The organism is Pseudomonas sp. NPDC089741, assembly GCF_044748825.1.
Classification (GTDB): domain Bacteria; phylum Pseudomonadota; class Gammaproteobacteria; order Pseudomonadales; family Pseudomonadaceae; genus Aquipseudomonas; species Aquipseudomonas helmanticensis.
Window position 1 is genome coordinate 23,375 of sequence record NZ_JBIVGT010000014.1, and the last position, 23,634, is coordinate 47,008.

The window sequence follows — 23,634 nt, forward strand, 5'->3', positions numbered from 1 at the left end:
GGTTTTTGTGTAACCTTGCGGTCTCGTGGTGTCAGGGATTGGGAAGGTATGCGGTTTATTGTGGGTCTGTTCCTGGGCGTCTTGCTCTTGGGTTGCGAGCAGCGCGACCCGCCTGCCCTCGACCAACAACTCTATATCTGGCAACGCCAATGGACGCCGGCCCATGAGGCGGCGTTGAGCGGTAGCCATGATGACTTCTCGACATTGCGCGTGCTCGCGCTGCAAGCCTTCCCGAATGCAGGGTGGAGCCGGACGCGGATCGATTCACGGTTGTTGCAAGCCGATGGCCGCCCACTGATTGCGGTGATTCGTCTCGACGGTCAGCTGAAGTCGCTGGATCAGGATCAAGCCACCGCGCAGATTCTTCAGCTGCTCACAGAGTGGCAGGCGCAAGGCCTGACGCTGAGTGGCGTCGAGATCGACCACGATGCCGGTAACGCGCGTCTGCCGGACTATGCCGAGTTCCTCAAGCATCTGCGTTCGGCATTGCCGACGAGCCTGCCGCTGAGCATTACAGCATTGCCAGCCTGGCTCGACAGTTCGCAGCTGCCGGCGCTTCTGCAAACTGTCGACAGCAGCGTGTTGCAAGTCCATGCCGTCAGCGATCCACGCCGAGGTTTGTTTGATCCTGCGCAGGCGTTGCAGTGGGCGAAAGACTGGGCGCGCGTTACCGACAAGCCGTTCTATCTCGCGCTGCCAGCCTATGGCGTGGCGTTGTTGGCGGACGACGGCGGGGCGCCGGTGGTGGAAAGCGAAGTGCAGCTTGAACGAGGCGGCGAGCGTCGGGAGTTGCTGGCTGATCCGCTGCAACTGAGCCAACTCGGCAAAACCTTGCGCGACGACCCACCGGCACATCTCGCTGGGTTGATCTGGTTTCGCTTGCCGCTGGCCAACGACCGCCGCGCCTGGAGCCTGACCACGTTGGGCGCTGTGGCTCGGGGCGATGCGTTGAATGGTCAGCTCGGCGTGACGTTCAGCGAACACAACGGTCTCTACGACATCAAACTCGACAACCCCGGCAACCTCGACAGTGCCTGGCCCGCGCAAATCACCTTGAAGGCGCAACGCTGTGAAGGCGCCGACGCGCTCGCCGGTTATGCGTTGCAACAAAGCGCGGATCTGCTTACCTTCACCCGCCTGCGCGACGGCCGCTTGCCGGCGGGCGGACAACGCGCCATCGGTTGGGCGCGTTGCGCACATATTGATCAAGGAGGTTCGCATGTTGACCCGTAACTGGCCCCGCCATCTGCTCTGCCTGAGCCTCTGCTTGCCGCTCGGTTCGGCGCTGGCCTGCGGCCCGGACTTCCCGATGCGCCTGCTCGACAATCGCGGGCAAACCCTGGCAGATCTGCCTGAGGGCAGCTTCCACTTTGAACTCAGTCGTCTCGGCAAAGCCATCGCCGGGCTGAACAGTGTCACCGCTGCGACGCACAATCCGGACGACCTGTACGGCGAGGAAAACGCCGCCGTCGAGGCTCGGGAAAAGGCCGAACAGGCCGGTTTGAGCGTCGAACAGCAAGCGCTGGTCAAGCAACTGCGCGGGCTGACCGATGCACGTCAGGTCGACGTGCAGGGCGCTAGCCTGCCGGCGGAAATCCGTTTGTACGTGGCCGGTGCGGTGGCGTTTGCCACTGGCGAGCAGCAACTCGCGGTCGAATATTTCAACAAGCTGCTGGCGCTGCCGGCGGATCAGCGTCCATTGCGCAGCACCTGGGCGGCGTATTCGCTGGGGCGTAGCTGGTTTGCCATGAGCAGCGAAGGCGCGGATACGGTCGCGGCGCTGGAGCGATCGCGTGAGGCTTTCCGCCAAACCCGGCAGTTGAGCATCGACGGTTTCAGCGATCCGCTGGAGCTGGGGGTTGCCAGTCTCGGCGAAGAGGCGCGGGCGGTGCGCACGGCCGGCGACTGGAGCGGCGCCATCGAACTGTACGAAGCGCAAAACCTGCATGGCTCGGCGGTGGGTTACACCTCGCTCAAGCAATTGATGAACGAATTGGCGGAGTTGCCCGAAGCCGAACTGGCGGAGTTGCTGCAGCACAAATCGGTGCAACAACTGGTCACGGCCTCGCTGGTCAGTCGCCAGGGCTGGTCGTTTGGCGATGAGCCGCCGAACGAGAAAAAACTGGTGAAGCTGCTGCAAAACAGCACGCGGGGCAGCCTCGAAAACGCTGATCGCCTGGCAGCCATGAGTTATCAACAAGGCGATTATGCTGGCGCCAAGGCCTTCCTTGAAAACGCCGGTGAAGGCGGGCTCGCGTGGTGGTTGCGAGCGAAACTGGCGGTGCGCGACGGCGATAGAAATGCTGCCGCCGCAGCCTATTCGAAAGCCGCGCAAGCCTTCCCGCAGAAAGAAGACTGGGGTTATCGGCGCACGCCGGACTGGGCCTATGAAAGCCTTCAGCCGAAATGCCGGGTCGAGGGTGAAAGTGCGATCCTGGCGTTGCAGCGCGGCGAATACCTGCAAGCGTTCGTGCAGTTGTATCGCAGCAATAGCACTTATTGGTTCGATGCGGCGACCGTCGCTGAGCGTGTGTTGACGCTTGCCGAGCTCAAGCAGTACGTCGATGAAAATGTCCCGGCACCGCCGGCGTTGACCCAGCAGGAGCGCGACAACTACGTTCCCTTGCCGGTCGCCGCCAGCCTGCGCAACCTGCTCGGTCGTCGCCTGCTGCGTGAGGGGCATTACGCCGAAGCGGTCGCTTATTTCGACAATCCCGATTTGCAGAACAAGGCCCGACTCTATGGCGAGCAACGGTTGAAAGCCGATTCCGCGTGGTGGCCGACCAAACGTGCCAGTGCGTTGTATAACGCGGCGTGGACGGCGCGCGAGTGGGGCATGGACATTCTTGGCTACGAGATGGCACCGGACTACGCCACCTTCGGCGGCAACTACTCGCTGGAAACCACGGAACTCAAGGTCGGCCCGCTGGTTTCCGAAGCCGAAGTACAGCGTCAGAAGGCCAGTGAGGCGCAGCCGGATCAGCGTTATCACTATCGTTTTGTGGCCACGGCCCTGGCCAGTCGCGCCGCCGACAGCCTGCCGCATACCAGCCAGGCATTTGCCGCTGTGCTGTGCAACGCCGCCGGCTGGAACAGTAGCCTGGACGAGCAGAGCACGCTGTATCAGCGTTACGTCAAGGAAGGCGCGTTCGTGCCGTGGGCGGTGGACTTCGGCAATCAATGTCCGTACCCGGATTTCGAAAACGCCGACAAACGTTACGTCACCCAGGTCACGGACGCTGTGCGCACGACGCTGCGGCCGTACAAATGGCCGGTGCAGATTGGCGCGATTGTGCTGGTGACGGCGGCGGCATTGCTGTTGATCACTCGTCGCCAACGCAAGAACCGTAAAGGCTAGGCCTGCTGGACGAAAGTCAGGCGTAGCGCAAAGCCGATCAACAGGCTGCCGAACAGCCATTGTTGAACGCGCTGGGCCGTTGGACTGTGATGCAGCCAACGGCCCAGCGCGGCACCGGTCAGCGCGTAGGCGCTGTCGAACAGCAGCCCGACGCCGACCAGCAAGCCACCTAACAGGGCGAACTGGCTCAGCACTGGCGCGCCATCATTGACGATGAATTGCGGTAGCAGCACCGAGCAGAACAGCAGTGCCTTGGGATTGAGCAGGTTGGTCAGCAAACCGCGACGAATCGCTTCGCGCCACTGTCCATGGCTGTCGGCAATGTCGCTGGCGTTGAGGTTCGGCAGCAGCGTGCTGCGCAGGCATTGAATGCCGATCCACAGCAGATACGCGGCGCCTGCCAGCCGTACCACTTCGAATGTCCACGGTGCCGCCTTGAACAGCGCCGCCAGCCCCAGCGCCGCCAACGCGACATGGCAACCCCGAGCAATCCCCAGGCCGATCGCGGTGGCCAATGCGGCTCCGCGACCCTGACGTGCGCCGGTTTGCAGTAGCAGGATCATGTCCGGTCCGGGCAATAGATAAACCACTGCCAGCGCCAGGAAAAACAGCCAGAGACTTGCCATGTTGCCGCCCTTTCGTTGTCGATTCGGTGGTCCAAGTCTAGGGCGCAAGGGTGGGGCAGGTGCTTGCGTAGTTGGCTTCAAAAAAGCTCGGTATTGGCATAACCTGCTTCTTTTTGTGTTTCAACCATCAGGATCTGCCAAGCATGAAACTCGACGCCTTTGACCGGAAGATTCTTGCCGCGCTGCAACGTAACGGACGCCTGAGCAATGTCGAGCTGGCGGATGAGATCGGTTTGTCGGCATCGCCATGTCTGCGCCGCGTGCGCATGCTGGAAGAAGCGGGGGTGATCCGTGGCTATCAGGCCAATCTGGATCGCGATGAAGTGGGGCTGGGGCTGACGGTGTTTGTCGGGGTCAAGGTCGAGCGCCATAACGACGAGCAGGCGGAAGCGTTCTACCGGGCGGTGACGGCGTTGCCGGAGGTGATTTCAGCGTTTCTGGTGTCCGGTGAATCGGACTTTCTGCTGCAAGTGGTGGTGCCCGATCTGCGCGCGTATGACCGTTTTCTCAGCGGTTGTCTGCTGAAACTGCCAGGCGTGAGTGATATTCGCAGCAACTTTGCGATTCATACGGTGAAGACGCCGGGGGCATTGCCGCTTGGGCATCTGCCTGCCTGAAGAGCAAAGATCGCAGCCTTCGGCAGCTCCTACAGGGGTACGCATTTCATCCCCTCGACATTCATCGCCGCCTGCCGCAACGCCTCCGACCGTGTCGGATGCGGATGACAGGTCAGCGCAATGTCCTCGGCCGAAGCACTGAACGCCGTCGCCACACAGAACTCGCCAATCATTTCGCTCACGCTCGGGCCCACCAGGTGCACGCCGAGTACTTCGTCCGTGCGCTCGTCGGCGAGGACTTTGGCAAAGCCTACGGTCTCGTGGTTAACCTTTCCCGGGCCATCGATGTGGCCCCAGCCCTTGATCCAGTCGACCTTGTTCTAAAATTTCGAACGCAAAATGTGCGTTTGTGGACATTTCGGTCAAGGCTTCAGGCAAGCGACAGGTTGGGCGCCATTGAATAAGCGCAATTGTGTACGAATATTTCACGCTTTTCGTTATATCGTAACGATATGAACAGCGAGCCAATGATGTTGGGGTGATATGCAAGTCGATCTGGAGGTTGATGGCACGCAAGTGACCGGACTGCCGCGCTTTCAACAGGCGGCCACGCAGGGCAGACGATTGCGGCGTTGGGCGATCGGCTTGGGTGCATTGGCGGGTGCGGGCTGGGTGCTGGCGTTTTTTGTCGGGTTATTCGCACCGCAATCACTGTGGTTGCCGCTTTTGGTCAATCAGAGCGCAGCATTGCTGGTGTTGGTCGCAGGCCTGCAATCGGCTTGGTGGGTGACGCGCTGGCGCGCAGGGGTGATGAATCCTCAGGCGTTAACCCCGCTGGTGGTTGACGGGCCTCCCGCAGCCGATGGCTGGTATGAGCGCCTGCTCGATCGCCTTAGTCAGCGTGGCCTGCATCTGCTCGGGCAGATTGGTGCAGCGACGTTATGGTTGGGCGGGTGGGCGTTGGTGGTGCTACTTGGCATCGAGCAGGCGTGGAATCTGGCATTGCCGGCCGCCGCTGTCGGACTGTCCGCTACGGTGGGCGCGACGCTGGCGTTGCTGTTGGCGTTCGGTCTGTTGGTGCTGGAGCGGCAACTGGCCCAGGAAAATCCTGCGCAATGGCCAGAAGCCGGTTCGTTGGCACAATTGACGCGTGTCTCGATCATCAGTCTGGTGTTGGGTGCGGTGTGTTTGTTGTTTGCCGGCGAAAACTCCGTGTGGCCGGTTCGCGTTGCTGTGCTGATGGGTATTTTGCCGGGATTGGTCGCGATCGAGCTGCTATTGCGTGCCGTTCTTTCGGTTTTTAGCCCGCATCGCGAACAGCTCGAACCGCCGCTGCTGGCGCGCAGTTTTTTTGCCGACATGTTGCGTTGGCCGCCGCAGCCGCTACTCGCGTTGCAGCACGAATTGCACAACCGTTTCGGCATCGATCTGCGGCAGATCTGGGCTTTCAGTTACATGCGTCGTGCCTTTCTACCGGTGCTGGCGCTGGTCGCGGTGGTTGGCTGGTTGCTCACCGGTATTCATGAAATCCCGCTGCAAGGCCGTGGCATCTACGAGCGTTTCGGCAAACCTGTGGAGGTCTTCGGTCCGGGCTTACATAGCGGTTTACCGTGGCCTCTTGGGCGGGTGCTGAGCGTCGAAAACGGTGTAGTGCATGAGCTGGCAACCAGCGTCGGTGAAAACCCGACGCCTCTGCAAGCCGATCCCGCTGAGGGGCCGGCGCCGATGACGGCCAATCGGTTGTGGGACGCTAGCCACGTCAATGATAAATCCCAGGTCATCGCCAGCAGTCGGGGCGAGCAGCAGAGCTTTCAGATCGTCAACATGGACGTGCGGTTCGTCTATCGCATTGGTCTGAGCGATCAGGCAGCGCTGGCCGCGACCTACAACAGCGCCGATGTTCCGACGCTGATTCGCAGCACCGCCAGCCGGATTCTGGTGCACGATTTTGCCTCGCGCACACTGGACGGTTTGCTTGGAGCGGACAGGGTAGGGCTGGCCGATGAAATCGGTCGCGCGGTGCAGGATGATCTGCAAAAGCTCGACAGCGGAGTGGAAATTCTTGCCACGGTGGTCGAAGCCATTCATCCACCGGCCGGCGCCGCCAATGCCTACCACAGTGTGCAAGCGGCGCAGATTGGCGCGCAGGCGTTGATCTCGCGGGAGCGCGGCGCCGCCGCTGAAGCGAGTAATCAGGCGCAACTGCAGGCCAGCCTTGCGCGCGATCAGGCCAGCGCCAATGCGCGTGAAATCAACGCAGCGGCGCAGGCTGCGGACCTGAAATTCGCTGCCGAACAAAAAGCCTATGCCAGTGCCGGTCAGGCATTTGTGCTGGAGCAATACCTCGGTCAGCTCAGCCAAGGTCTGAGTAAAGCCAAATTGCTGATACTCGACCACCGCCTCGGCGGCAGCAACGCGCCGACCATCGACCTGCGTACGTTCACGCTGCCGGCTGACCCGACGCCCGCGCGCACCACCGCTCAACCAGGAGTTAGCCATTGAGCCAGTCGCATATTCACGAACCGCATGATCACAGCGGCCACGATCATGGTCGCGGCGGGCATCACCATCATCATGGTCATCATCACCACGGCGCGCCGGAAGAGGCGGGGCCGTTCCCGTGGCGACGCATGGGCTGGGCGGCGTTGCTGGTGGTATTTGCCATTGCTGCGGCGAGCCTGGTGCAAGTGCGCTCCGGCGAGGCCACGGTCATCACCCGTTTTGGTAACCCGTCGCGAGTGTTGCTCGAACCGGGTTTGAGCTGGCGCTGGCCGGCGCCGTTCGAGGCTGCGATCCCGGTCGATCTGCGTCTGCGCACCACCTCCAGCGGCTTGCAGGATGTCGGTACGCGTGACGGTTTGCGCATCATTGTGCAGGCGTATGTGGCTTGGCAGGTGCAGGGCGATCCGGACAATGTGCAGCGCTTCATGCGCGCGGTGCAGAATCAGCCTGACGAAGCGGCACGACAGATTCGCACCTTCGTCGGCTCGGCGCTGGAAACCACCGCGAGCAGTTTTGATCTGGCGAGTCTGGTCAATACTGACGCCAGTCAGGTGCGCATTGGCGATTTCGAAGCGCAATTGCGTCAGCAGATTGATCAGCAGTTGCTCGCCACTTACGGCGTGCGCGTGGTGCAGATTGGTATCGAACGTTTAACCTTGCCGTCGGTGACGCTGACCGCGACGGTCGATCGGATGCGTGCCGAGCGCGAAACAATTGCCACGGAACGTACGGCGATCGGCAAGCGAGAAGCGGCGCAGATCCGTTCTGCCGCCGAACGCGATGCGCGAATTGTGCAAGCCGATGCGACGGTGAAAGCCGCCGATATCGAAGCGCAATCTCGCGTCGAAGCGGCGCAGATCTACGGTCGTGCTTACGCCAGTTCGCCACAGCTCTACAACTTGCTGCGCTCGCTGGATACGCTCGGCACCATCGTCACGCCCGACACCAAACTGATTCTGCGTACGGATGCCGCACCATTCCGCGTGCTGGTCGATGGCCCGCCAACGCTCGACAGCAAAAGCGGATCGCAGCCATGAGTGAAGAAGTTCCACGTGGAACACATTCGCTCAATAGCCCATGGATTCAAGCGGGACGTTTGGCGTTTTTTGCCTTGTACGCGGTGACGGTACTGGCCGCATTGGCTTGGGCGTTCTCCAATGTGCGGCAGATCGACCCGCAGAATCGCGCGGTGGTTTTGCACTTTGGCGCGCTGGATCGCATTCAGAATGCCGGTCTGTTGTTGGCGTGGCCCCAGCCATTCGAGCAAGTGGTTTTGTTGCCAGCGGCGGATCGGGTCATCGAGCGCCGTGTGGAAAACCTGCTGCGCACGGATGAGGCGCTCAAGGCTGATCGGGTCGCCTCGTTCGCGACACCCTTGAGCGATGCATTGGCCGGCTCTGGTTATTTATTGACCGGTGACGCCGGTGTGGTGCAACTGGATGTCCGCGTGTTTTACAAAGTCACCGACCCGTATGATTTTGTCCTGCAAGGAGAACATGTCTTGCCGGCACTCGATCGTCTGGTGACACGCAGTGCTGTGGTACTGACAGCCGCGCGGGATCTGGACACCATTCTGGTCGCCCGACCGGAACTGATCGGTGCCGATAATCAGGCTGCCGAGCGTCGTGAAAAACTCCGTGGTGATCTGGTGCAAGGCATCAACCAACGTTTGGCGAACTTGAAGGCGAGCGGCCAGGGCATCGGCATTGAAGTAGCGCGAGTCGATGTGCAATCGAGTTTGCCGGACCCAGCGGTCAGCGCTTTCAACGCGGTCTTGACCGCCAGTCAGCAAGCCGACAAAGCCGTGGCCAACGCACGCACTGACGCCGAGAAACTCACTCAAACCGCCAACGAACTAGCTGACCGAACGTTGCAGGTCGCCCATGCACAGGCCGGCGAACGCCTGGCGAAAGCTTCTGCCGACACCGCCACCGTATCGAGTCTGGCCAGCGCCACCGACCCGCAAATGCTCCTGCGTCTGTACCGCGAGCGCATGCCGAAGATTCTCGGTCAGTCCGGATCGGTGACCACGGTCGACCCGAAAGACGATTCCCGCCTGATCATTCAGGGAGCCAGTAAATGAGCGCGACCACTGCTGCACCGAGCCTGTTGTCCTCGGCCGAACAACGCCGTGCGGCGCGTCAATTGACCTTGGCCATGCTCGCACTGGGTCTGCTGAGCCTCGGCTTGATTTGGCGCTGGATGATGCCGGAACAAACCGGCGTCAGTCAGTTACTGCTGGGTTTTGCCTCTTTATTGGTGGCTGTCCCGGTAATGCGTTCGGCGTGGTACAGCCTGCGTTACCCGAGTCTGCACGGGATTACCGATCAGTTGATCGCCTTGGCAATGCTTGGGGCGTGGGCGACCGGCGATCTGCTGACTGCGGCGTTGCTGCCGATCATCATGATCTTTGGCCATGTGCTGGAAGAGCGCAGCGTGATTGGTTCGCAGGAAGCGATTCATGCCCTCGCCCAACTGACCCGCAGCCACGCGCGTAAGGTTCAGGCGGATGGTTCGATCATCGAAGTGGATAATGGCACGCTGAAATCCGGCGACAGGGTTGAGGTGCGAGCCGGAGATCGGGTGCCGGCGGACGGTCGGGTACTGTCCGGACAGGCCAGCCTCGATACGGCCTCGATTACCGGTGAATCGGTGCCGGTGGAAGCGGGCGTCGGCATGACAGTGTTCGGTGGTGCAATCAACCTCGATGGTCTGCTGCGCATCGAAGTGACCCGCACGGGCGATGAATCGACACTGGGCAAAGTCATTGCCCTGATGCAAAACGCCGAACGTTCGAAGCCGCCAATTACCCGTTTGCTCGAGCGTTATGCCGGCAGTTACATGGTGTTGGTGTTGCTGCTCGCGGCAGTGACCTGGTTTATCACCAATGATGCGCAAGCGATGCTTGCCGTGTTGGTCGCGGCCTGTCCGTGCGCATTGGTGTTGTCCGCCCCGGCGACGGCGATTGCCGGTGTGGCGGTGGCGGCGCGGCACGGCATTCTTATCCGCAGTTCGGCATTCCTCGAAGAACTGGCCGACCTCACCTCGCTGGTGGTCGACAAGACCGGCACTTTGACATATGGCACCTTGCGTTTGCAGTCGATCAACAGTCCGTGCGCCGATTCATCGACGGTCATGGCGTTGGCGGCCAGTCTCGGCGCGGCGAGCAGTCACCCGGTCAGCCGGGCTCTGGCGGGGCTGGTCAGTCAGGACGCGTGTTGGTCACTCAAGGATATTCATGAGCGCCAAGGCCTGGGTGTGGTCGCCATGACCGAGCAGGGCGAGGCGGCATTGGGCCGACCGGAGTTGTTTGGCCACCTGGGCATCGCCACGACAGCCGTGCCTGAGCACGACGGTCCGATTGCCGGCCTGGCGCTGAACGGTGAATTCCTCGCCTGGCTGTTGCTCGCCGACAGCGTCAAACCGGAAGCCCGCTTTGCCCTCAATGAGTTGCGTGAACTGGGGCTCGGACGGCAACTGTTGCTGACCGGTGATCGTCAGAGCGTGGCCCAGGCCCTGGCGCGAGATGTCGGCTTGCACGAGGTTGAAGCGCAAGCCTTGCCCGAGGACAAACTCAATCGCGTGCTCAAGGAAATCGACAATGGTTTCCGGCCAATGGTGGTCGGCGATGGCATCAACGATTCGCTGGCACTCAAGGCCGGTGTGGTCGGCGTGGCGATGGGCGTTGGCGGTGCCGACATCGCACTGGCCTCGGCCGACATCGTGCTGATCGGCAGTGACCTGCGCCGACTCGGCACCTGTGTGCGGCTGAGTCGTCAATGCCGGCGAACCTTGCAGGTCAACGTGATCATCGGTCTGGGCTGGACGCTGGTGATCGTGGTGTTCGCTGCATTCGGCTGGCTCGGCGCTGCCGGGGCGATGATTGCTGCGTTGCTGCATAACCTCAGCACCTTGCTGGTACTCGGCAACGCCGGACGTTTGCTGCGTTTTCAGGAGCCGCTGTTGAAGCTCAAGGAAGAAACCTGAAACTATTTTTCACACTTCTGTAACGCCGTCAGGGTCGCCCTCTCTAGTGCTATGTCGGGACTGAACAACCTTCCAGCCGACACCCCCTGACGATTACCGAGGATAAGAAAAATGACTATCAAGACCGCTGCTGCTGGTGCCGCTCTCGCTTTGGCCGCCGCCACGATGTTTGCCGGTGTCGCGACCAACGCAATGGCTGCCGATGCCAATGTTCACTGCTACGGCGTGAATGCCTGCAAAGGCCAGAACGACTGCAAGACCAAAGACCACGCCTGCAAAGGCATGGGTTCGTGCAAAGGCCAGGGCTTCAAGGCGATGACTCAGACGGCTTGCGACAAAGCAGGTGGCAAGGTCGGCGAATAACTGACCGGCAAGTGCCGCCGCAGTGGTTAACGCCACTGCGGCCACTTTTATCAGGAGTCCGCTCATGCCTGCTGTTCATCCTTTCCTTGGTTACGGCCTCGGCTTGCGTAGTGCCTATTACCAGCAGATCCTCGAACAGTCGCCGCACGTCGACTGGTTTGAAGTGGTCTCGGAAAATTTCATGGTGCAGGGCGGCAAGGCCCTGTATTACCTCGACGCCATCGCCGAGCGCTATCCGTTGGTGATGCACGGAGTGTCCTTGTCCATCGGTGGGCCGCATGCCCTCGATCCGGACTATCTCAAACAACTCAAGCAACTTGCTGACCGGGTCAAACCGGCATGGATCTCCGACCACTTGTGCTGGAGCCGTGGCAACGCGCATCAGTTGCATGATCTGCTGCCACTGCCGTACACCGCCGAAAGCCTTGTGTACATCGCCGGGCGAGTCGCGCAAGTGCAGGACGTGTTACAGCGGCCACTGGTGCTGGAGAACGTCTCCAGTTATGTGCGCGCCGCGTCGGATGATTTCACCGAGTGGGAATTTCTTGCCGCTCTGAGCCGGGAGAGCGGCTGCGAGTTGCTGCTGGACGTGAACAACGTCTACGTCAGTTCACGCAATCACGGTTTCGATCCGTGGGCCTTCATCGAGCATCTGCCTGTCGATAAAGTCCGCCAGTTGCACCTCGCCGGGCACAGCGACTATGGCGACTACGTGATCGACACCCATGACCATCCGGTGAGCGATCCGGTCTGGGCGCTGTATCGACGCACCTTAGAACACTTCGGCCCGGTGGCCACGTTGCTCGAGCGCGATGATCATTTTCCGCCCTTCGAAGAATTGCTCGATGAATTGCACACCGCGCGTGAACTGGGCGACCAGGTCCTGGCCAGGAGGCAACAATGCGCCTGAAAGAATGGCAACTGGCGTTCGAAGCGTTTCTGCTCGATGACGGTGCCAATGCCAATATGGCGTTGAGTGACAGCCTGATCGGTGGCCCGACACTGGATATCGACACTGGGCTGGCGATCTATCACAACGCCTACAAGGCGCGGTTGCTGGAAGTGCTGCGTGATGACTTTCCGAGCATCCTGCACTGGATGGGCGATGAAGAATTCGAGCGGCTCGCCACCGCGTACATCCGCGAAAACCCTTCAACTCATTACAGCCTGCGCTGGCTGGGTAGAGGCTTCGAAAGTTTTATCCGCGAGCATTTGATCCCGCAGCAGAGTGCCCCCTTGGCCGAATTGGCAGCGATGGAATGGGCATTCACCCTGGCCTTTGATGCGCCCGCCGGTGAACCGCTGACGATTGCAACAATGGCGACACTCGCCCCTGAAGAGTGGCCCGAGCTACAAGTCAAACCGAGCCCATCGTTGCAGTGGCAGATGTGCCGCTTCAATAGCCTTTCTCTGTGGCGGTCGCTGAAAGAGCAATCTGAATTTCCTGGCAGTACCACGCTGGAAATCCCTCAGGTCTGCCTGATCTGGCGTAACAACCTGATCTGCAACTACCGAAGCCTTGAACCTGCGGAAGCCGACGCGCTGAGTGGCTTGTTGCACGACGGCTGGAAATTCTCCGAACTGTGCGCTGCGCTGGCAGTCATTTATGGTGAGGGCGCACCACTTCAAGCTGTTACCTGGCTGAAACAGTGGGTTGAGGAAGGCTTGCTGGAGCGTCTGCAACGATAGATTTGGCTAATTAAATCGATAGCCTGCTATTTTTCAAGGATGGTCTACCCTCAGATCTGACGGTCTGAAACAAGGGGGATTTTCCATGCTCGCGCAACTTCCACCGGCCTTACAGAATCTGCAGCTACCGCTTCGACTGCGGCTCTGGGACGGCCATGAGTTCAATCTGGGGCCGGCGCCCAGCGTCACCATCGTGGTCAAGGACCCGCTGATGGTTACCCAGTTCACCCACCCAAGCCTTGATGCGCTGGGAGCGGCATTCGTTGAAGGCAAGCTCGAACTGGAGGGCTCGATCAGCGAGGTCATCCGGGTCTGCGACGAATTGAGTAATGCGTTGCTCGGCGACGATGACGACAGTCATCCTGTGCGCACCTTGCACGACAAGGAAACCGACGCCAAAGCCATCTCCTACCACTACGACCTGTCCAACGCGTTTTACCAGCTCTGGCTGGACAGCGACATGGCGTATTCCTGCGCGTATTTCGAAACGGGTAGCGAAACCCTGGAGCAGGCGCAGCAAGCCAAATTCCGCCATTTATGCCGCAAGCTGCGTTTGCAGCCGGGCGAATACTTGCTGGATGTCGGCTGCGGCTGGGGTGGTCTGGCACGTTTTGCCGCACGCGAATTCGGCGCGAAAGTCTTTGGCATCACGCTGAGCAAAGAACAACTGGAACTGGCGCGCGAGCGCGTGAAGGCCGAGGGCCTGGAGCATCAGATCGAACTGCAACTGCTCGACTACCGCGATCTGCCCCAGGACGGGCGTTTCGACAAAGTGGTCAGCGTTGGCATGTTCGAGCACGTCGGCCACGCCAATCTGGCCGAGTACTGCAAAACCCTGTTCGGCGCGGTGAAGGAGGGCGGTCTGGTGATGAACCACGGCATCACCGCCAAACACACCGATGGCCGTCCGGTGGGACGCGGTGCTGGCGACTTTATCGAAAAGTACGTGTTCCCCAATGGCGAGTTGCCGCACCTGGCGATGATCTCCGCCGAGATCAGCGAAGCAGGGCTGGAGGTTGTCGACGTCGAAAGCCTGCGCCTGCATTACGCTCGCACGCTCGATCACTGGAGCGAGCGGCTTGAGGACAACCTTGAGGCGGCGGGCAAGCTGGTCCCGGATCAAGCGCTGCGTATCTGGCGTCTGTATCTGGCCGGTTGTGCTTATGCGTTTGCGCGCGGCTGGATCAATCTGCACCAGATTCTTGCTGTGAAAACGCATCCGGATGGCAGTCATGAACTGCCATGGACGCGCGACGACATCTATAACCCTTGAACCTATTCCCTCTCCTTTGAGAGAGGGATTCATAGGATCGGCGAAATCAGCCGGGCGATCCGCATGCCGACTTGTTGCAGGCGGTGGATCTCCCGGCTTTCTTCTTTGGCGACTTCGTCGGCCAGCGCAAAGTCATCGTTGAGCATCTGTTCCACGGTAGCGGCAAAGGCACTGTCGACGGTCAGCAACATCACTTCGAAATTCAGCCGGAACGAGCGGTTGTCCAGATTGGCGCTGCCGATCGCGCTGATCTCGCTGTCGATCAACACGACTTTCTGATGCAGGAAACCGGGCCGGTAGCGGAACACCCGCACGCCGGCGCGGACGGCTTCAAAGGCATACAGGCTGGAAGCGGCGTAGACGATGCGGTGATCGGGGCGCGAAGGCAGCAGCAAACGCACATCGACACCGCGCAACACCGCTAGTCTTAACGCTGCGAAAACCGCTTCATCGGGAATGAAATACGGACTGGTGATCCACACCCGTTCGGTCGCCGCATGGATCGCTTCGACGAAGAACAGCGAGCAGGTTTCGTAGGCATCGGCCGGGCCGCTGGCGAGCAGTTGGCAGAGCACGCCGTCTTCGGGGTATTCATCCGGCAGGATCAGCGGCGGCAGGGTGCGTGCGGCCCAGAACCAGTCTTCGGCAAAGGATTCCTGCATGCACGCCACCACCGGGCCGCGTACTTTGACGTGGGTATCGCGCCACGGCGCCAGGGGTGGTTTTTCGCCCATGTATTCATCGCCAACGTTGTGCCCGCCGACGAACCCGACCACGCCATCGACAACAACGATTTTGCGGTGGTTACGGAAGTTGACCTGAAAGCGATTGAGCCAGCCGCTGCGCGTGGCGAAGGCTTTGACCTCGACACCAGCATCGCGCAGCGCCTGTACGTAACTGTGGGGCAGAGCGTGGCTACCGATGCGATCGTAAAGCAGGTGAATCGCCACGCCTTCGGCGGCTTTCTTTAGCAGCAGATCGCGCAGGCGCTGGCCGAGCCGGTCATCGTGGATGATGAAAAACTGGATCAGCACGGCCTCTTTGGCCTGATCGATAGCATCAAAGATCGAGTCGAAAGTGGCTGTACCGTTTACCAGCAACTGCACTTCATTGTTCGCCAGGCACGGCATGCGACCGAGTTTGGGCATCGCCCGCAATGACGCGTAGGCGTTCGACGCCCGTGCCGTCAGTGCTTCTTCCACCCATGGGCGCCAGTTCAGTTCGGAGATCGCCTGGCGCATCTGTTCGTTGGCCTGACGCCGCGCCTTGATGTAACCATCGAAGGTGCTGCGGCCGAACACCAGATACGGAATAAGCGTGAGGTAGGGAATGAAGATCAGCGACAATGCCCAGGCGATCGAGCCTTGAGCCGTGCGCACGGTGAGCACCGCGTGAATCGCGGCGATCAAACCGAGGGTGTGTATCAAGGCGATCAGATAACCGAAAATGTGCGGTCCAAAATAATCCATGGGGCAGCCTTGCTCCGGAAGATTCAATGCTTAAAAGACCATGTTCTGTGGTGAATGTCGCTATTTAATTGGTGCATGAACCGAAGCAATCGGCCGACGTCTAACGGCCACTACTGATCAGGAGTTTTTCGATGAACGTTCGTCTGCTGGGTTTGGCGCTGGGCCTGGGTTTGGCATTGCCGGTGGTTGCGCAGGCGCAGATGCTGCAGCCGGGGCTGTGGGAAATGACATCGAGCAACGTCAAGGTCGATGACCAGCCGATGGATGTGCAATCGATCCTCGGCCAGCTGCAAGGGCAGATGACGCCGCAACAGCGCGCAGCGCTGGAGAAGAACGGGATCAACATCGGCGGCAAAGGCATTCGTGCCTGCCTGACCCCGGAGCAGGTCGCGACCAATGATATTCCGCTGGCTGACCCGCAGTCGGGCTGCAAGCAGCAGATCACCGACCGCACTGGCAACCAGTGGAAATTCCGCTTCAGTTGCCCGAAAGCGCAGGGCACCGGTGTGGCGACGTTCCTCAGTGATCGCGAGTTCACCACGGTGGCCAACGGCACATTCAACGCGATCGGGATCAACCAGAAGGGCAGCCTGGAAACCCGCGCGGTGTGGCTGGGCCAGGATTGCGGCGCTGTGAAACCCCGCGCTTAATGCGACCCCTGTAGGAGCTGCGGCACGCTGCGATCCTTTGATCTTGATTGTCAAAAACAAGATCAAAAGATCGCAGCCTCGTTTCACTCGTCGGCTCCTATAGGGTTTTTGAATCAGCGCATGAATCGTAGCGCCAGACCCCGACATCCCTCGTTCACCCGTCCCTCGCGCCAGGCAATCTGCCCCGAGACAATCGTCGTACTCACTTGATGGCGAAAGCTGCGCCCGGCAAACGGCGTCCATCCGCACTGCGACAGAATCGGTTGCCGATTTACTGCCAGTGCCTGCGGCTTAACCAATACCAGATCCGCCCAATACCCCTCTCGTAAATACCCACGATCCGGAATCGCGAACAGATCCGCGACGCGATGGCTGGTCTTCGCCACCAGCGTGGATATCGGCAGAACGCCATCCGCGACCAGTTCCATCAATGCCGGAAACGCATGCTGCACCAATGGCAATCCCGAAGGAGCCCGCGCGTAAGGCTGCTGTTTTTCTGCCCACGTGTGCGGCGCGTGATCGCTGCCGATCACGTCGAGCCGATTGCTGTTCACTGCTTCGCGTAACGCATCGCGATCGGCCTGGGTCTTGATCGCCGGGTTGCACTTGATCAGGTTGCCGAGGCTTGGGTAATCCTGATCATCGAACAACAAATGATGCAGACAGACTTCAGCGGTGATGCGTTTCTGCGCTAACAGTTTGTCCTCGAACAACGCCAGTTCACGCGCCGTGGTCAGGTGCAAAACATGCAGACGTGTACCGTGACGTTTCGCCAGTTCCACCGCCAGTGAAGAGGATCGATAACACGCCTCGGCATTGCGAATAAGGGGGTGAGCGGCGGGCGGGATTTGCTCCCCGAACAGTTCACGCAAGTTGGCCGCATTGGCGTCGATACTTGGCGTGTGTTCGCAGTGGGCCAACAGGATCGTCGGCACCTCGGCGAACAGTCGCTCGAGGATCAGCGGATCATCGACCAGCATGTTGCCGGTGGACGCGCCCATGAACACTTTCACTCCTGCCACTTCAGACGGATTGAGTGCGGCGACCGTGTCGAGATTGTCCCGGCTCACGCCAAAGTGAAAACCATAATTGGCCACCGAGGTGAGCGCCGCCCGACGCTTTTTATCTGCCAGCGCTTCGAGGGTGAGGGTGGCCGGATTGGTGTTGGGCATGTCCATGAAGCTGGTGATGCCGCCGGCGACAGCCGCGCGAGACTCGGTATAGAGACTACCCTTGGTCGGCGCACCGGGTTCACGGAAGTGCACCTGATCATCGATCATTCCCGGTAGCAGCCACTGGCCGTTCGCGTCGATTTCTACCGTGGCGTTTTCGTCGTCGATGCTGCGCGCAATCTTGACGATGCGGCCGTTGCCGACCAACAGATCAGCATCAAACTCGCGTCCCTCGTTAACCAGTCTGGCGTTGCGAATCAGCACGCTGCTCATGGTTCAGAACTCGTTCTGCAAGGCTTTGTAGCCGCGCACCAGATCGACGTTGGTGCGCGCCACATCCTCGGAAAACTCCGAGGCGCTGACGCTCACTGGCGGAAATAACGAGAGGTCGGTATTCGGGCCGATGCGCGTGGTGGAGGGCACGTAGAAGGCGTCGGGCAAATCCCGCCCATCGACCACCGAGTTGTGCCGCACCACGCAGCCGTTGCCGACCACGCAGTTAAACAACACGCTGTTGAAACCGATGAATACGCGGTCGCCAACCATGCACGGGCCATGCACGATCGAGCGGTGGGCGATGGAACTGAATTCGCCGATGGTCACCGCCGCGCCGGATTTCGAGTGGATCACCACGCCGTCCTGGATGTTCGAATTGGCGCCGATGGTGATCGGCTCCATCTCACCCGAGGCGTCCACTTCGTCGGCACGGATCACCGCATAAGGACCAACGAAGACGTTCTCGCCGATCACCACTTTGCCGCAGATGATTGCCGTTTTATCGACGTAGGCCGACTCGGCGATCTGCGGTAAATCACCTGAAGGATTTTTGCGGATCATGGTCGGCTCAGCGCGTCGTAAAGGGTGTTGAGGTTGTATTCGAACAGGCCGGTGAAAGTGCTGGCCGCGCCGCTCGCAGCGAGGGCATCGGAGTACAACGTGCCACCGATGTGCGCGCCGCTTTCGTCGGCGATCTGCTTGAGCAAGCGCGCATCCTTGATGTTTTCCATGAACACCGCTTTGACCTTGGCCTGACGGATCTGGGTAATCAGCGCGGCAACTTCGGCGGCCGACGGCTCGCGCTCAGTGGACAAACCCTGTGGCGCCATAAAGTCGATGCCGTAGGCCTGACCGAGATAACCGAAAGCATCGTGGCTGGTAACGATCTTGCGATTGCCCGGTGGCAGTGAACCGAGTTTGGTTTTGGCTTCGGTGAGCAGGGCGTAGATCTGCTTCAAATAGGTTTTGCTGTTGCGTTCGTAGTCGGTTTTGTTCGCCGGGTCGGCAGCGATCAACGCCTTGGTGATGTTGGCGATGTACAACTCGGTGTTCGCCAGATTGTGCCAGGCGTGCGGATCGGGAACGGTTTCGCCGTCTTCATCCAGCGAGCGCGGAATCACGCCGTGACTGGCACTGATGACGGTCGCTTTGGTCTCGGTGCTGGTCACCAGTCGATCCAGCCACGGCTCGAAACCGAGGCCGTTCTTGATGATCAACTTGGCGTTGAGTAGCGCTTTGGCGTCATCCGGTGTCGGCTCGTAGGTGTGTGCATCGGCGTCGGGGCCGACCATGTTGGTGATCTGGATATGCTCGCCACCGACCTGATGGACCATGTCGGCGAGGATGCTGAAACTGGTCACCACCGGCAATTTCTCCGCTGCCGATAACGACATCGACAGCAGCAAGCTGAACAACACGAGTAGAGCGCGCATCGGGAGACACCTCATTGGGATGTGAGCAAAGGCGGGCGGCGTAGCAGACCGTGAACCGGCCCGAACACCACCGACAACAGGTAACCGACGCCTGCGACCAGCACGATGGCCGGGCCGCTTGGCAGCGAGTAATAGAACGACAGCAACAAACCGAACCACACCGAGAGGCAGCCGATCACGGCGGCGGTGGCAATCAGGATCGGCAGACGGCGACTCCAGAATCGCGACGCTGCGGCGGGGAGCATCATCAGTCCGACCACCATCAGCGCACCGATGGCCTGAAAGCCGATCACCAGGTTGAGCACCACCAGGGTCAGGAATACGCCGTGGGCGAGTGGTCCGAGACGACTGACGGTTCTCAGGAACAGCGGGTCGAGGGTGTCGAGCAACAGCGGTTGGTAGATCAACGCCATGGCGATCAGGCTGAATCCAGAGACCCACAACATGCCGGTGAGGGTCGGGCCGTCGACCGCCAAAGCCGAGCCGAACAACAGGTGAAGCAAATCGAGGCGTTTGCCGGCGACGCCGAGAATCAGCACGCCACTGGCGAGCGAGATTGGATAAATCGCGGCGAGGCTGGCGTCCTCGCGCAGGCCGGTACGACGGGTAATCCAGGCCGCGAGGCCGGCCATGCTCAGACCCGCGCCCAAACCTCCCAGTGTCAGTGCGGGCAAACTCAGCCCAGCAAACCAGAAGCCTAAAGCCGCGCCGGGGAGGATGCCGTGGGCCACCGCGTCACCGATCAGACTCATCCGTCGCAGGATCAAAAACACACCGAGTGGTGCTGTGCTGCAGGCCAATACCAGACCGCCGAGCAAGGCCCTGCGCATGAACACGAACTCATTGAACGGTTGCCATAAGTGGGCGACGGTGAGCATCAGGCCACCTGTGTATGAGGTGTTTGCTGGATCAGCTCAGCGCTGGTGCCGAATACGCACTGGCTGTTTTTGATCAGCAAAGTCTGCGGGATGTGCTGGCGTACGGCGGCGAGGTCATGGCAAACCACGACCAGCGTTCGACCTTCGCCATGCCAGGCATGCAGGTGTTGCCAAAGTAGCTGTTGACCCAGTTCATCGAGCGCGGCGTGGGGTTCGTCGAGGAGTAGGACGGGGGCGTCGGTCAGGCTCAATCGGGCGAGTAGGGCGCGCTGTAATTCACCGCCAGAGAGGGCCATGAGTGGACGCTTTTCCAGTCCGCTCAGGTGCCAGTTTTCCAGTGCATCTTTGAGGCGTTGCGCGCGCAGCTGGGTTGAAAGTCGGCGGCCCCAAAATCCTGCCGCGATCAGTTCTTCCAGGCTGATGGGGAACTGACGGTCGAGGTGCTGTTGTTGGGGGAGGAAGGACAGTCCGCTTTGACGTGGAACACTGAGGGCGACGTTACCCGCCAAAGGCTTCTGCAATCCGGCAATGACTTTTAGCAGGCTGCTCTTGCCACAGCCGTTGGCACCGATGATCGCTGTCAGGCTGCCGTTATCAAGTTCTAGATTCAGCGGTGCGGTCAGCGGTTGGCCGGGAGCGCCCCAACTCAGGGATTGGCAGCGGATCATGCTTGCTCACGCTGCCAGTGGCTTTCGGCGACGGCGTCATGGGCATGCAAACTTTCAGCGTGAATCACGCGGAGGTGGAACTGGTTAACGCCAGGTGTTCGGCGAAGAGCGAGATTCAGTCGGCGCGCGGCGTCTTCACAAAACATCAGGTTTTGGCCGTTGGCGAGGGCAAAGGCTTGTTCGTCTGCACGTTTTACTGCGGTTTGCACGGCGGTACCGAGGGCGGTTTCGGCGTCGTTGATGATGACACTAAGGGGCAATTCATCAACGAACTCGTCGAGGTGAAGATGCAGTTGTGCCGTGCTGCGTTGGCTGTGCGGTGTGGCGACGATGCCTTGGCTGGAGCCGAGCCATGCCAAAACGTCTGCGTGCTGGAGGGCTTTGTTGGCGAAGTCGTCGATGAATTGTTGCTGGATCAACTGTCGTGCTAACGCTGCGGAGCAGGGGCATGTTGAGGAGTAGGGCACTTCAATTTTAAGTTCCACGTGGAACATCTTGTTCTTCAGGCTTGCTGAAATCGTTGCCGGATAGGACTTCCAACCGGCCAATGGACTGATCAGCGCGGGACGTTTCAACAGCAAATCGGTGTGGATATTCAGATAGGCCCGGTTGGACAACCCTTCGTGGCTTTGCAGAAAACGCGTTAGAACCTGGTGCATCAGGGCAGGAGAAAGGCTCTCTTGTTCGAGCGCTTCCAGAGCCAGATAGAGCCGCGACATATGAATCCCACGAGCCTCGCCGTCATCAAGACTCACCCCGGCATCCGCCTTCGCACTCAAGCGTTGACCTTCCAACAAGATTGGTAAAGCGATGCCGCGCATCCCCACCCATTCGAGTGGCAAGGCTTGGCGAGCCGACTGCGCGGCGATATCCGGAAGTGTCAGCGAATTCATGTTCGGAACCATCGTGTTGATTAAATTAGATGTTACATTATAACAATACAAATCACGACGCCTTTTTCATGAACAGGCTTTCATATGCACAGACGCCATCTGCTTAATCTGATTCTGGCCAGCGCGGCCTTCGCCCTTCCTTTCAGTGCTTCGGCCACGCAGATTCGCAGCGCGCGACTCTGGCGGTCTGATGAGAAGCTGCGATTGGTCTTCGATTTAAGTGGGCCGGTGCGCTACAAAACCTTCGCTCTCAGTGCTCCAGATCGACTGATTATTGATGTGGCGGGTGCAGATTTGAGCGGTGACTTCAGCCAATTGGCGTTGAGTGGAACGGTGATCCGTTCGATTCGATCCGGACTTTTTGGTCGAGGTGATACGCGTATCGTTCTCGATCTGAACGGCCCGGTACTGCTGAACAGCTTTCTTTTAGCGCCTCAAGATGGCCAGAGTCATCGTCTGGTGATGGATTTGGTCAGTGCGAAAACGGCGTCAATGGTGCCAATGGTTCCACGTGAAACACCCAAAATTAGCACGCATCCGAAACGCGACATCATCGTAGTAGTGGATCCAGGGCATGGCGGAAAGGATCCCGGAGCAGTCGGCGCCAAGGGTGAGCGTGAAAAAGATGTGGTGCTGTCCATCGCTCAATTACTCGCCAAACGCCTGAAAAAAGAGAACGGCTTTGATGTGAAGCTGGTGCGTAACGACGATTTTTTCGTTCCATTACGCAAGCGCGTAGAGATCGCCCGTCAGCACAAAGCCGACATGTTTATCTCGGTGCATGCCGATGCGGCACCACGGCTGACGGCTTCTGGCGCCTCGGTGTATTGCCTGTCTGAAGGTGGTGCAACCTCGGCGACGGCTCGTTTCATGGCGCAGCGAGAGAATGGTGCGGATCTGCTCGGCGCCACCAGTCTGCTTAATCTGAAGGATAAGGATCCGATGCTCGCCGGGGTGATTCTCGACATGTCGATGAATGCGACGATTGCCGCCAGTTTGCAGCTCGGCAGCACGGTGCTGGGCAGCCTTGCCGGCATCACCACGCTGCATCAGAAGCGCGTGGAACAGGCGGGTTTTGCAGTGCTGAAATCGCCAGATGTGCCCTCGATCCTGGTGGAAACAGGCTTCATTTCCAATGCGCGCGACAGTCAGCGGCTAGTGACGGCGCGACATCAACAAGCGGTAGCGAACGGTTTATTCGAAGGTTTAAAGCGCTACTTTGAAAAGAATCCGCCGATCGACAGCTACCTTGCCTGGCAGCAAGAACAGCGCAAAGCGCAGGTCTAGCAGCCAGTAATCCGGCTGCAAGTGAACTTTGCACTGCTTCCACCAGAGCTGGAGAAGCGATTGATGGTCGTCCAGCCGACACGCCGGGTGTATCCCACCCAGGCTTCTCCATCAGAAGCGATGCCAGTGAAAAACGTCAGCTGCCCGAAACGGCTGTTGGTCTGTGCCCAATAACGCTGGCCATTTCTTTCAAATCCACGCAGATACAGCGTGCTGCCGACAGTGTTGACGCTGTAAGCGTTGCCATCGGCATCGACGCACGCCAGCAGATTCGCACTACGAGTGCAGCTCGCGAGCGCTGGTAACTGCGCTGAGGCATGCCCGACGACCAAAAAACCAAGGCTCAACAACGTGCATTTCAACGCGTTTCTCATGGGGTTTTCCAAGTATTGCAGAAAGTCAGCTTCCTGCTCTTTGTCGCTCAGGACAAGAGTGGGGCTGGTCTATTTATATTGTTATACTATAACATAAATAGAAACTGAGCCTAAGCGGGCCGATTTCAAGCGTTTATCTTCAGCGAACCCCTCGCATGAAGCACCAAAACGCCATGCGC

At 59.7% G+C, this 23,634-nt stretch carries 22 protein-coding genes and 1 pseudogene; 13 read left to right on the plus strand and 10 right to left on the minus strand.

The annotated features are described in order from the left end of the window. Window positions 1-48 precede the first annotated feature (48 nt). Entirely contained in the window at window positions 49-1,233 is a 1,185-nt protein-coding gene (locus ACIPZE_RS15520) for a DUF3142 domain-containing protein (RefSeq protein ID WP_400773689.1), read from the plus strand. Then, on the plus strand, window positions 1,220-3,358 hold the full coding sequence (locus ACIPZE_RS15525) for a hypothetical protein (RefSeq protein WP_400773692.1): 2,139 nt from the start codon (window positions 1,220-1,222) through the stop codon (window positions 3,356-3,358). Before ACIPZE_RS15520 ends, ACIPZE_RS15525 begins: the two co-directional genes overlap by 14 nt. Here ACIPZE_RS15525 and ACIPZE_RS15530 read toward each other — a convergent pair. Next, the gene (locus ACIPZE_RS15530) at window positions 3,355-3,984 is read right to left on the minus strand and encodes a LysE family translocator (protein ID WP_129386856.1); all 630 of its coding nucleotides are present in this window, start codon (window positions 3,982-3,984) and stop codon (window positions 3,355-3,357) included. The genes ACIPZE_RS15525 and ACIPZE_RS15530 overlap by 4 nt on opposite strands. Before the next feature lie 143 nt (window positions 3,985-4,127). Here ACIPZE_RS15530 and ACIPZE_RS15535 point away from each other — a divergent pair, with 143 nt between their 5' ends. Beyond that, window positions 4,128-4,601: an Lrp/AsnC family transcriptional regulator gene (locus tag ACIPZE_RS15535; RefSeq protein WP_007912013.1), complete on the plus strand. Its 474-nt coding sequence runs from the start codon at window positions 4,128-4,130 to the stop codon at window positions 4,599-4,601. A 29-nt stretch (window positions 4,602-4,630) separates the two neighbouring features. On the opposite strand, the pseudogene ACIPZE_RS15540 reads toward ACIPZE_RS15535, so the two are convergent. Further along, window positions 4,631-4,873, minus strand: a pseudogene (locus ACIPZE_RS15540) (dihydrolipoyl dehydrogenase); the annotation flags it as partial. Window positions 4,874-5,084: 211 nt separating this feature from the next. Here ACIPZE_RS15540 and hflK (ACIPZE_RS15545) point away from each other — a divergent pair. The 8 genes from hflK (ACIPZE_RS15545) to cfaB all read left to right on the plus strand — a co-directional run bounded on the left by hflK (ACIPZE_RS15545) (window position 5,085) and on the right by cfaB (window position 14,355). Further along, complete coding sequence (gene hflK, locus ACIPZE_RS15545; RefSeq protein WP_400773695.1) at window positions 5,085-7,043, plus strand: protease modulator HflK; 1,959 nt, start codon at window positions 5,085-5,087, stop codon at window positions 7,041-7,043. 11 nt (window positions 7,044-7,054) lie between these two features. Continuing rightward, window positions 7,055-8,080: a protease modulator HflC gene (hflC, locus tag ACIPZE_RS15550; RefSeq protein ID WP_400773786.1), complete on the plus strand. Its 1,026-nt coding sequence runs from the start codon at window positions 7,055-7,057 to the stop codon at window positions 8,078-8,080. Further along, window positions 8,077-9,126, plus strand: coding sequence for a protease modulator HflK (gene hflK, locus ACIPZE_RS15555; RefSeq protein WP_283438252.1), 1,050 nt, complete (start codon window positions 8,077-8,079; stop codon window positions 9,124-9,126). The genes hflC and hflK (ACIPZE_RS15555) overlap by 4 nt, the downstream gene beginning before the upstream one ends. Next, window positions 9,123-11,030 carry a heavy metal translocating P-type ATPase gene (locus ACIPZE_RS15560; protein WP_400773698.1) on the plus strand — a complete coding sequence of 636 codons (1,908 nt, stop codon included), beginning with the start codon at window positions 9,123-9,125 and terminating at the stop codon, window positions 11,028-11,030. The genes hflK (ACIPZE_RS15555) and ACIPZE_RS15560 overlap by 4 nt, the downstream gene beginning before the upstream one ends. Before the next feature lie 111 nt (window positions 11,031-11,141). Beyond that, the gene (locus tag ACIPZE_RS15565; RefSeq protein WP_283438254.1) at window positions 11,142-11,393 is read left to right on the plus strand and encodes a hypothetical protein; all 252 of its coding nucleotides are present in this window, start codon (window positions 11,142-11,144) and stop codon (window positions 11,391-11,393) included. Window positions 11,394-11,457: 64 nt separating this feature from the next. Beyond that, window positions 11,458-12,303 carry a DUF692 domain-containing protein gene (locus tag ACIPZE_RS15570; protein ID WP_283438255.1) on the plus strand — a complete coding sequence of 282 codons (846 nt, stop codon included), beginning with the start codon at window positions 11,458-11,460 and terminating at the stop codon, window positions 12,301-12,303. Further along, complete coding sequence (locus tag ACIPZE_RS15575) at window positions 12,294-13,082, plus strand: DNA-binding domain-containing protein (RefSeq protein ID WP_283438256.1); 789 nt, start codon at window positions 12,294-12,296, stop codon at window positions 13,080-13,082. The genes ACIPZE_RS15570 and ACIPZE_RS15575 overlap by 10 nt, the downstream gene beginning before the upstream one ends. 85 nt (window positions 13,083-13,167) lie before the next feature. Further along, window positions 13,168-14,355: a C17 cyclopropane fatty acid synthase CfaB gene (cfaB, locus tag ACIPZE_RS15580; RefSeq protein ID WP_283438257.1), complete on the plus strand. Its 1,188-nt coding sequence runs from the start codon at window positions 13,168-13,170 to the stop codon at window positions 14,353-14,355. 29 nt (window positions 14,356-14,384) lie between these two features. On the opposite strand, the gene cls is transcribed toward cfaB, so the two are convergent. Next, window positions 14,385-15,824: a cardiolipin synthase gene (gene cls, locus ACIPZE_RS15585; RefSeq protein ID WP_283438258.1), complete on the minus strand. Its 1,440-nt coding sequence runs from the start codon at window positions 15,822-15,824 to the stop codon at window positions 14,385-14,387. A gap of 131 nt (window positions 15,825-15,955) precedes the next feature. Here cls and ACIPZE_RS15590 point away from each other — a divergent pair, with 131 nt between their 5' ends. After that, entirely contained in the window at window positions 15,956-16,474 is a 519-nt protein-coding gene (locus ACIPZE_RS15590; protein WP_034152149.1) for a DUF3617 domain-containing protein, read from the plus strand. Between the two features lie 113 nt (window positions 16,475-16,587). Here ACIPZE_RS15590 and ACIPZE_RS15595 read toward each other — a convergent pair whose 3' ends face one another. The 6 genes from ACIPZE_RS15595 to folE2 are packed head-to-tail and all read right to left on the minus strand — an operon-like array spanning window position 16,588 to window position 21,794. Next, window positions 16,588-17,919, minus strand: coding sequence for a dihydroorotase (locus ACIPZE_RS15595; protein WP_283438259.1), 1,332 nt, complete (start codon window positions 17,917-17,919; stop codon window positions 16,588-16,590). Between the two features lie 3 nt (window positions 17,920-17,922). Continuing rightward, window positions 17,923-18,483, minus strand: a complete 561-nt coding sequence (locus ACIPZE_RS15600; RefSeq protein ID WP_283438260.1) for a carbonate dehydratase — start codon at window positions 18,481-18,483, stop codon at window positions 17,923-17,925. After that, window positions 18,480-19,355 (minus strand): metal ABC transporter substrate-binding protein, encoded by an 876-nt coding sequence (locus ACIPZE_RS15605; protein ID WP_400773704.1) that lies wholly within the window; start codon window positions 19,353-19,355, stop codon window positions 18,480-18,482. The genes ACIPZE_RS15600 and ACIPZE_RS15605 overlap by 4 nt, the downstream gene beginning before the upstream one ends. 11 nt (window positions 19,356-19,366) lie before the next feature. Beyond that, a complete protein-coding gene (locus tag ACIPZE_RS15610; RefSeq protein WP_129386812.1) occupies window positions 19,367-20,233 on the minus strand; it encodes a metal ABC transporter permease in 867 nt (288 codons plus the stop codon). Next, window positions 20,233-20,901, minus strand: a complete 669-nt coding sequence (locus ACIPZE_RS15615) for a metal ABC transporter ATP-binding protein (RefSeq protein WP_283438262.1) — start codon at window positions 20,899-20,901, stop codon at window positions 20,233-20,235. Before ACIPZE_RS15615 ends, ACIPZE_RS15610 begins: the two co-directional genes overlap by 1 nt. After that, window positions 20,898-21,794 carry a GTP cyclohydrolase FolE2 gene (gene folE2 / locus ACIPZE_RS15620; RefSeq protein ID WP_283438263.1) on the minus strand — a complete coding sequence of 299 codons (897 nt, stop codon included), beginning with the start codon at window positions 21,792-21,794 and terminating at the stop codon, window positions 20,898-20,900. The genes ACIPZE_RS15615 and folE2 overlap by 4 nt, the downstream gene beginning before the upstream one ends. Window positions 21,795-21,878: 84 nt before the next feature. Between folE2 and ACIPZE_RS15625 the strand changes: the two genes are divergently transcribed. Then, window positions 21,879-23,081 (plus strand): N-acetylmuramoyl-L-alanine amidase, encoded by a 1,203-nt coding sequence (locus ACIPZE_RS15625; protein ID WP_400773707.1) that lies wholly within the window; start codon window positions 21,879-21,881, stop codon window positions 23,079-23,081. Here ACIPZE_RS15625 and ACIPZE_RS15630 read toward each other — a convergent pair. Beyond that, window positions 23,078-23,455 (minus strand): glutamine synthetase, encoded by a 378-nt coding sequence (locus ACIPZE_RS15630; protein WP_283438265.1) that lies wholly within the window; start codon window positions 23,453-23,455, stop codon window positions 23,078-23,080. The two genes, ACIPZE_RS15625 and ACIPZE_RS15630, sit on opposite strands and share 4 nt — an antisense overlap. Window positions 23,456-23,634 lie beyond the last annotated feature (179 nt).

What these genes read in the sequence shown, in the direction of transcription:
- ACIPZE_RS15520 (WP_400773689.1), top strand. Translation starts at nt 49, where the DNA reads ATGCGGTTTATTGTGGGTCTGTTCCTGGGCGTCTTGCTCTTGGGTTGC.
- ACIPZE_RS15525 (WP_400773692.1), top strand. Translation starts at nt 1,220, where the DNA reads ATGTTGACCCGTAACTGGCCCCGCCATCTGCTCTGCCTGAGCCTCTGC.
- ACIPZE_RS15530 (WP_129386856.1), bottom strand. Translation starts at nt 3,984, where the DNA reads ATGGCAAGTCTCTGGCTGTTTTTCCTGGCGCTGGCAGTGGTTTATCTA.
- ACIPZE_RS15535 (WP_007912013.1), top strand. Translation starts at nt 4,128, where the DNA reads ATGAAACTCGACGCCTTTGACCGGAAGATTCTTGCCGCGCTGCAACGT.
- hflK (WP_400773695.1), top strand. Translation starts at nt 5,085, where the DNA reads ATGCAAGTCGATCTGGAGGTTGATGGCACGCAAGTGACCGGACTGCCG.
- hflK (WP_283438252.1), top strand. Translation starts at nt 8,077, where the DNA reads ATGAGTGAAGAAGTTCCACGTGGAACACATTCGCTCAATAGCCCATGG.
- ACIPZE_RS15560 (WP_400773698.1), top strand. Translation starts at nt 9,123, where the DNA reads ATGAGCGCGACCACTGCTGCACCGAGCCTGTTGTCCTCGGCCGAACAA.
- ACIPZE_RS15565 (WP_283438254.1), top strand. Translation starts at nt 11,142, where the DNA reads ATGACTATCAAGACCGCTGCTGCTGGTGCCGCTCTCGCTTTGGCCGCC.
- ACIPZE_RS15570 (WP_283438255.1), top strand. Translation starts at nt 11,458, where the DNA reads ATGCCTGCTGTTCATCCTTTCCTTGGTTACGGCCTCGGCTTGCGTAGT.
- ACIPZE_RS15575 (WP_283438256.1), top strand. Translation starts at nt 12,294, where the DNA reads ATGCGCCTGAAAGAATGGCAACTGGCGTTCGAAGCGTTTCTGCTCGAT.
- cfaB (WP_283438257.1), top strand. Translation starts at nt 13,168, where the DNA reads ATGCTCGCGCAACTTCCACCGGCCTTACAGAATCTGCAGCTACCGCTT.
- cls (WP_283438258.1), bottom strand. Translation starts at nt 15,824, where the DNA reads ATGGATTATTTTGGACCGCACATTTTCGGTTATCTGATCGCCTTGATA.
- ACIPZE_RS15590 (WP_034152149.1), top strand. Translation starts at nt 15,956, where the DNA reads ATGAACGTTCGTCTGCTGGGTTTGGCGCTGGGCCTGGGTTTGGCATTG.
- ACIPZE_RS15595 (WP_283438259.1), bottom strand. Translation starts at nt 17,919, where the DNA reads ATGAGCAGCGTGCTGATTCGCAACGCCAGACTGGTTAACGAGGGACGC.
- ACIPZE_RS15600 (WP_283438260.1), bottom strand. Translation starts at nt 18,483, where the DNA reads ATGATCCGCAAAAATCCTTCAGGTGATTTACCGCAGATCGCCGAGTCG.
- ACIPZE_RS15605 (WP_400773704.1), bottom strand. Translation starts at nt 19,355, where the DNA reads ATGCGCGCTCTACTCGTGTTGTTCAGCTTGCTGCTGTCGATGTCGTTA.
- ACIPZE_RS15610 (WP_129386812.1), bottom strand. Translation starts at nt 20,233, where the DNA reads ATGCTCACCGTCGCCCACTTATGGCAACCGTTCAATGAGTTCGTGTTC.
- ACIPZE_RS15615 (WP_283438262.1), bottom strand. Translation starts at nt 20,901, where the DNA reads ATGATCCGCTGCCAATCCCTGAGTTGGGGCGCTCCCGGCCAACCGCTG.
- folE2 (WP_283438263.1), bottom strand. Translation starts at nt 21,794, where the DNA reads ATGAATTCGCTGACACTTCCGGATATCGCCGCGCAGTCGGCTCGCCAA.
- ACIPZE_RS15625 (WP_400773707.1), top strand. Translation starts at nt 21,879, where the DNA reads ATGCACAGACGCCATCTGCTTAATCTGATTCTGGCCAGCGCGGCCTTC.
- ACIPZE_RS15630 (WP_283438265.1), bottom strand. Translation starts at nt 23,455, where the DNA reads ATGAGAAACGCGTTGAAATGCACGTTGTTGAGCCTTGGTTTTTTGGTC.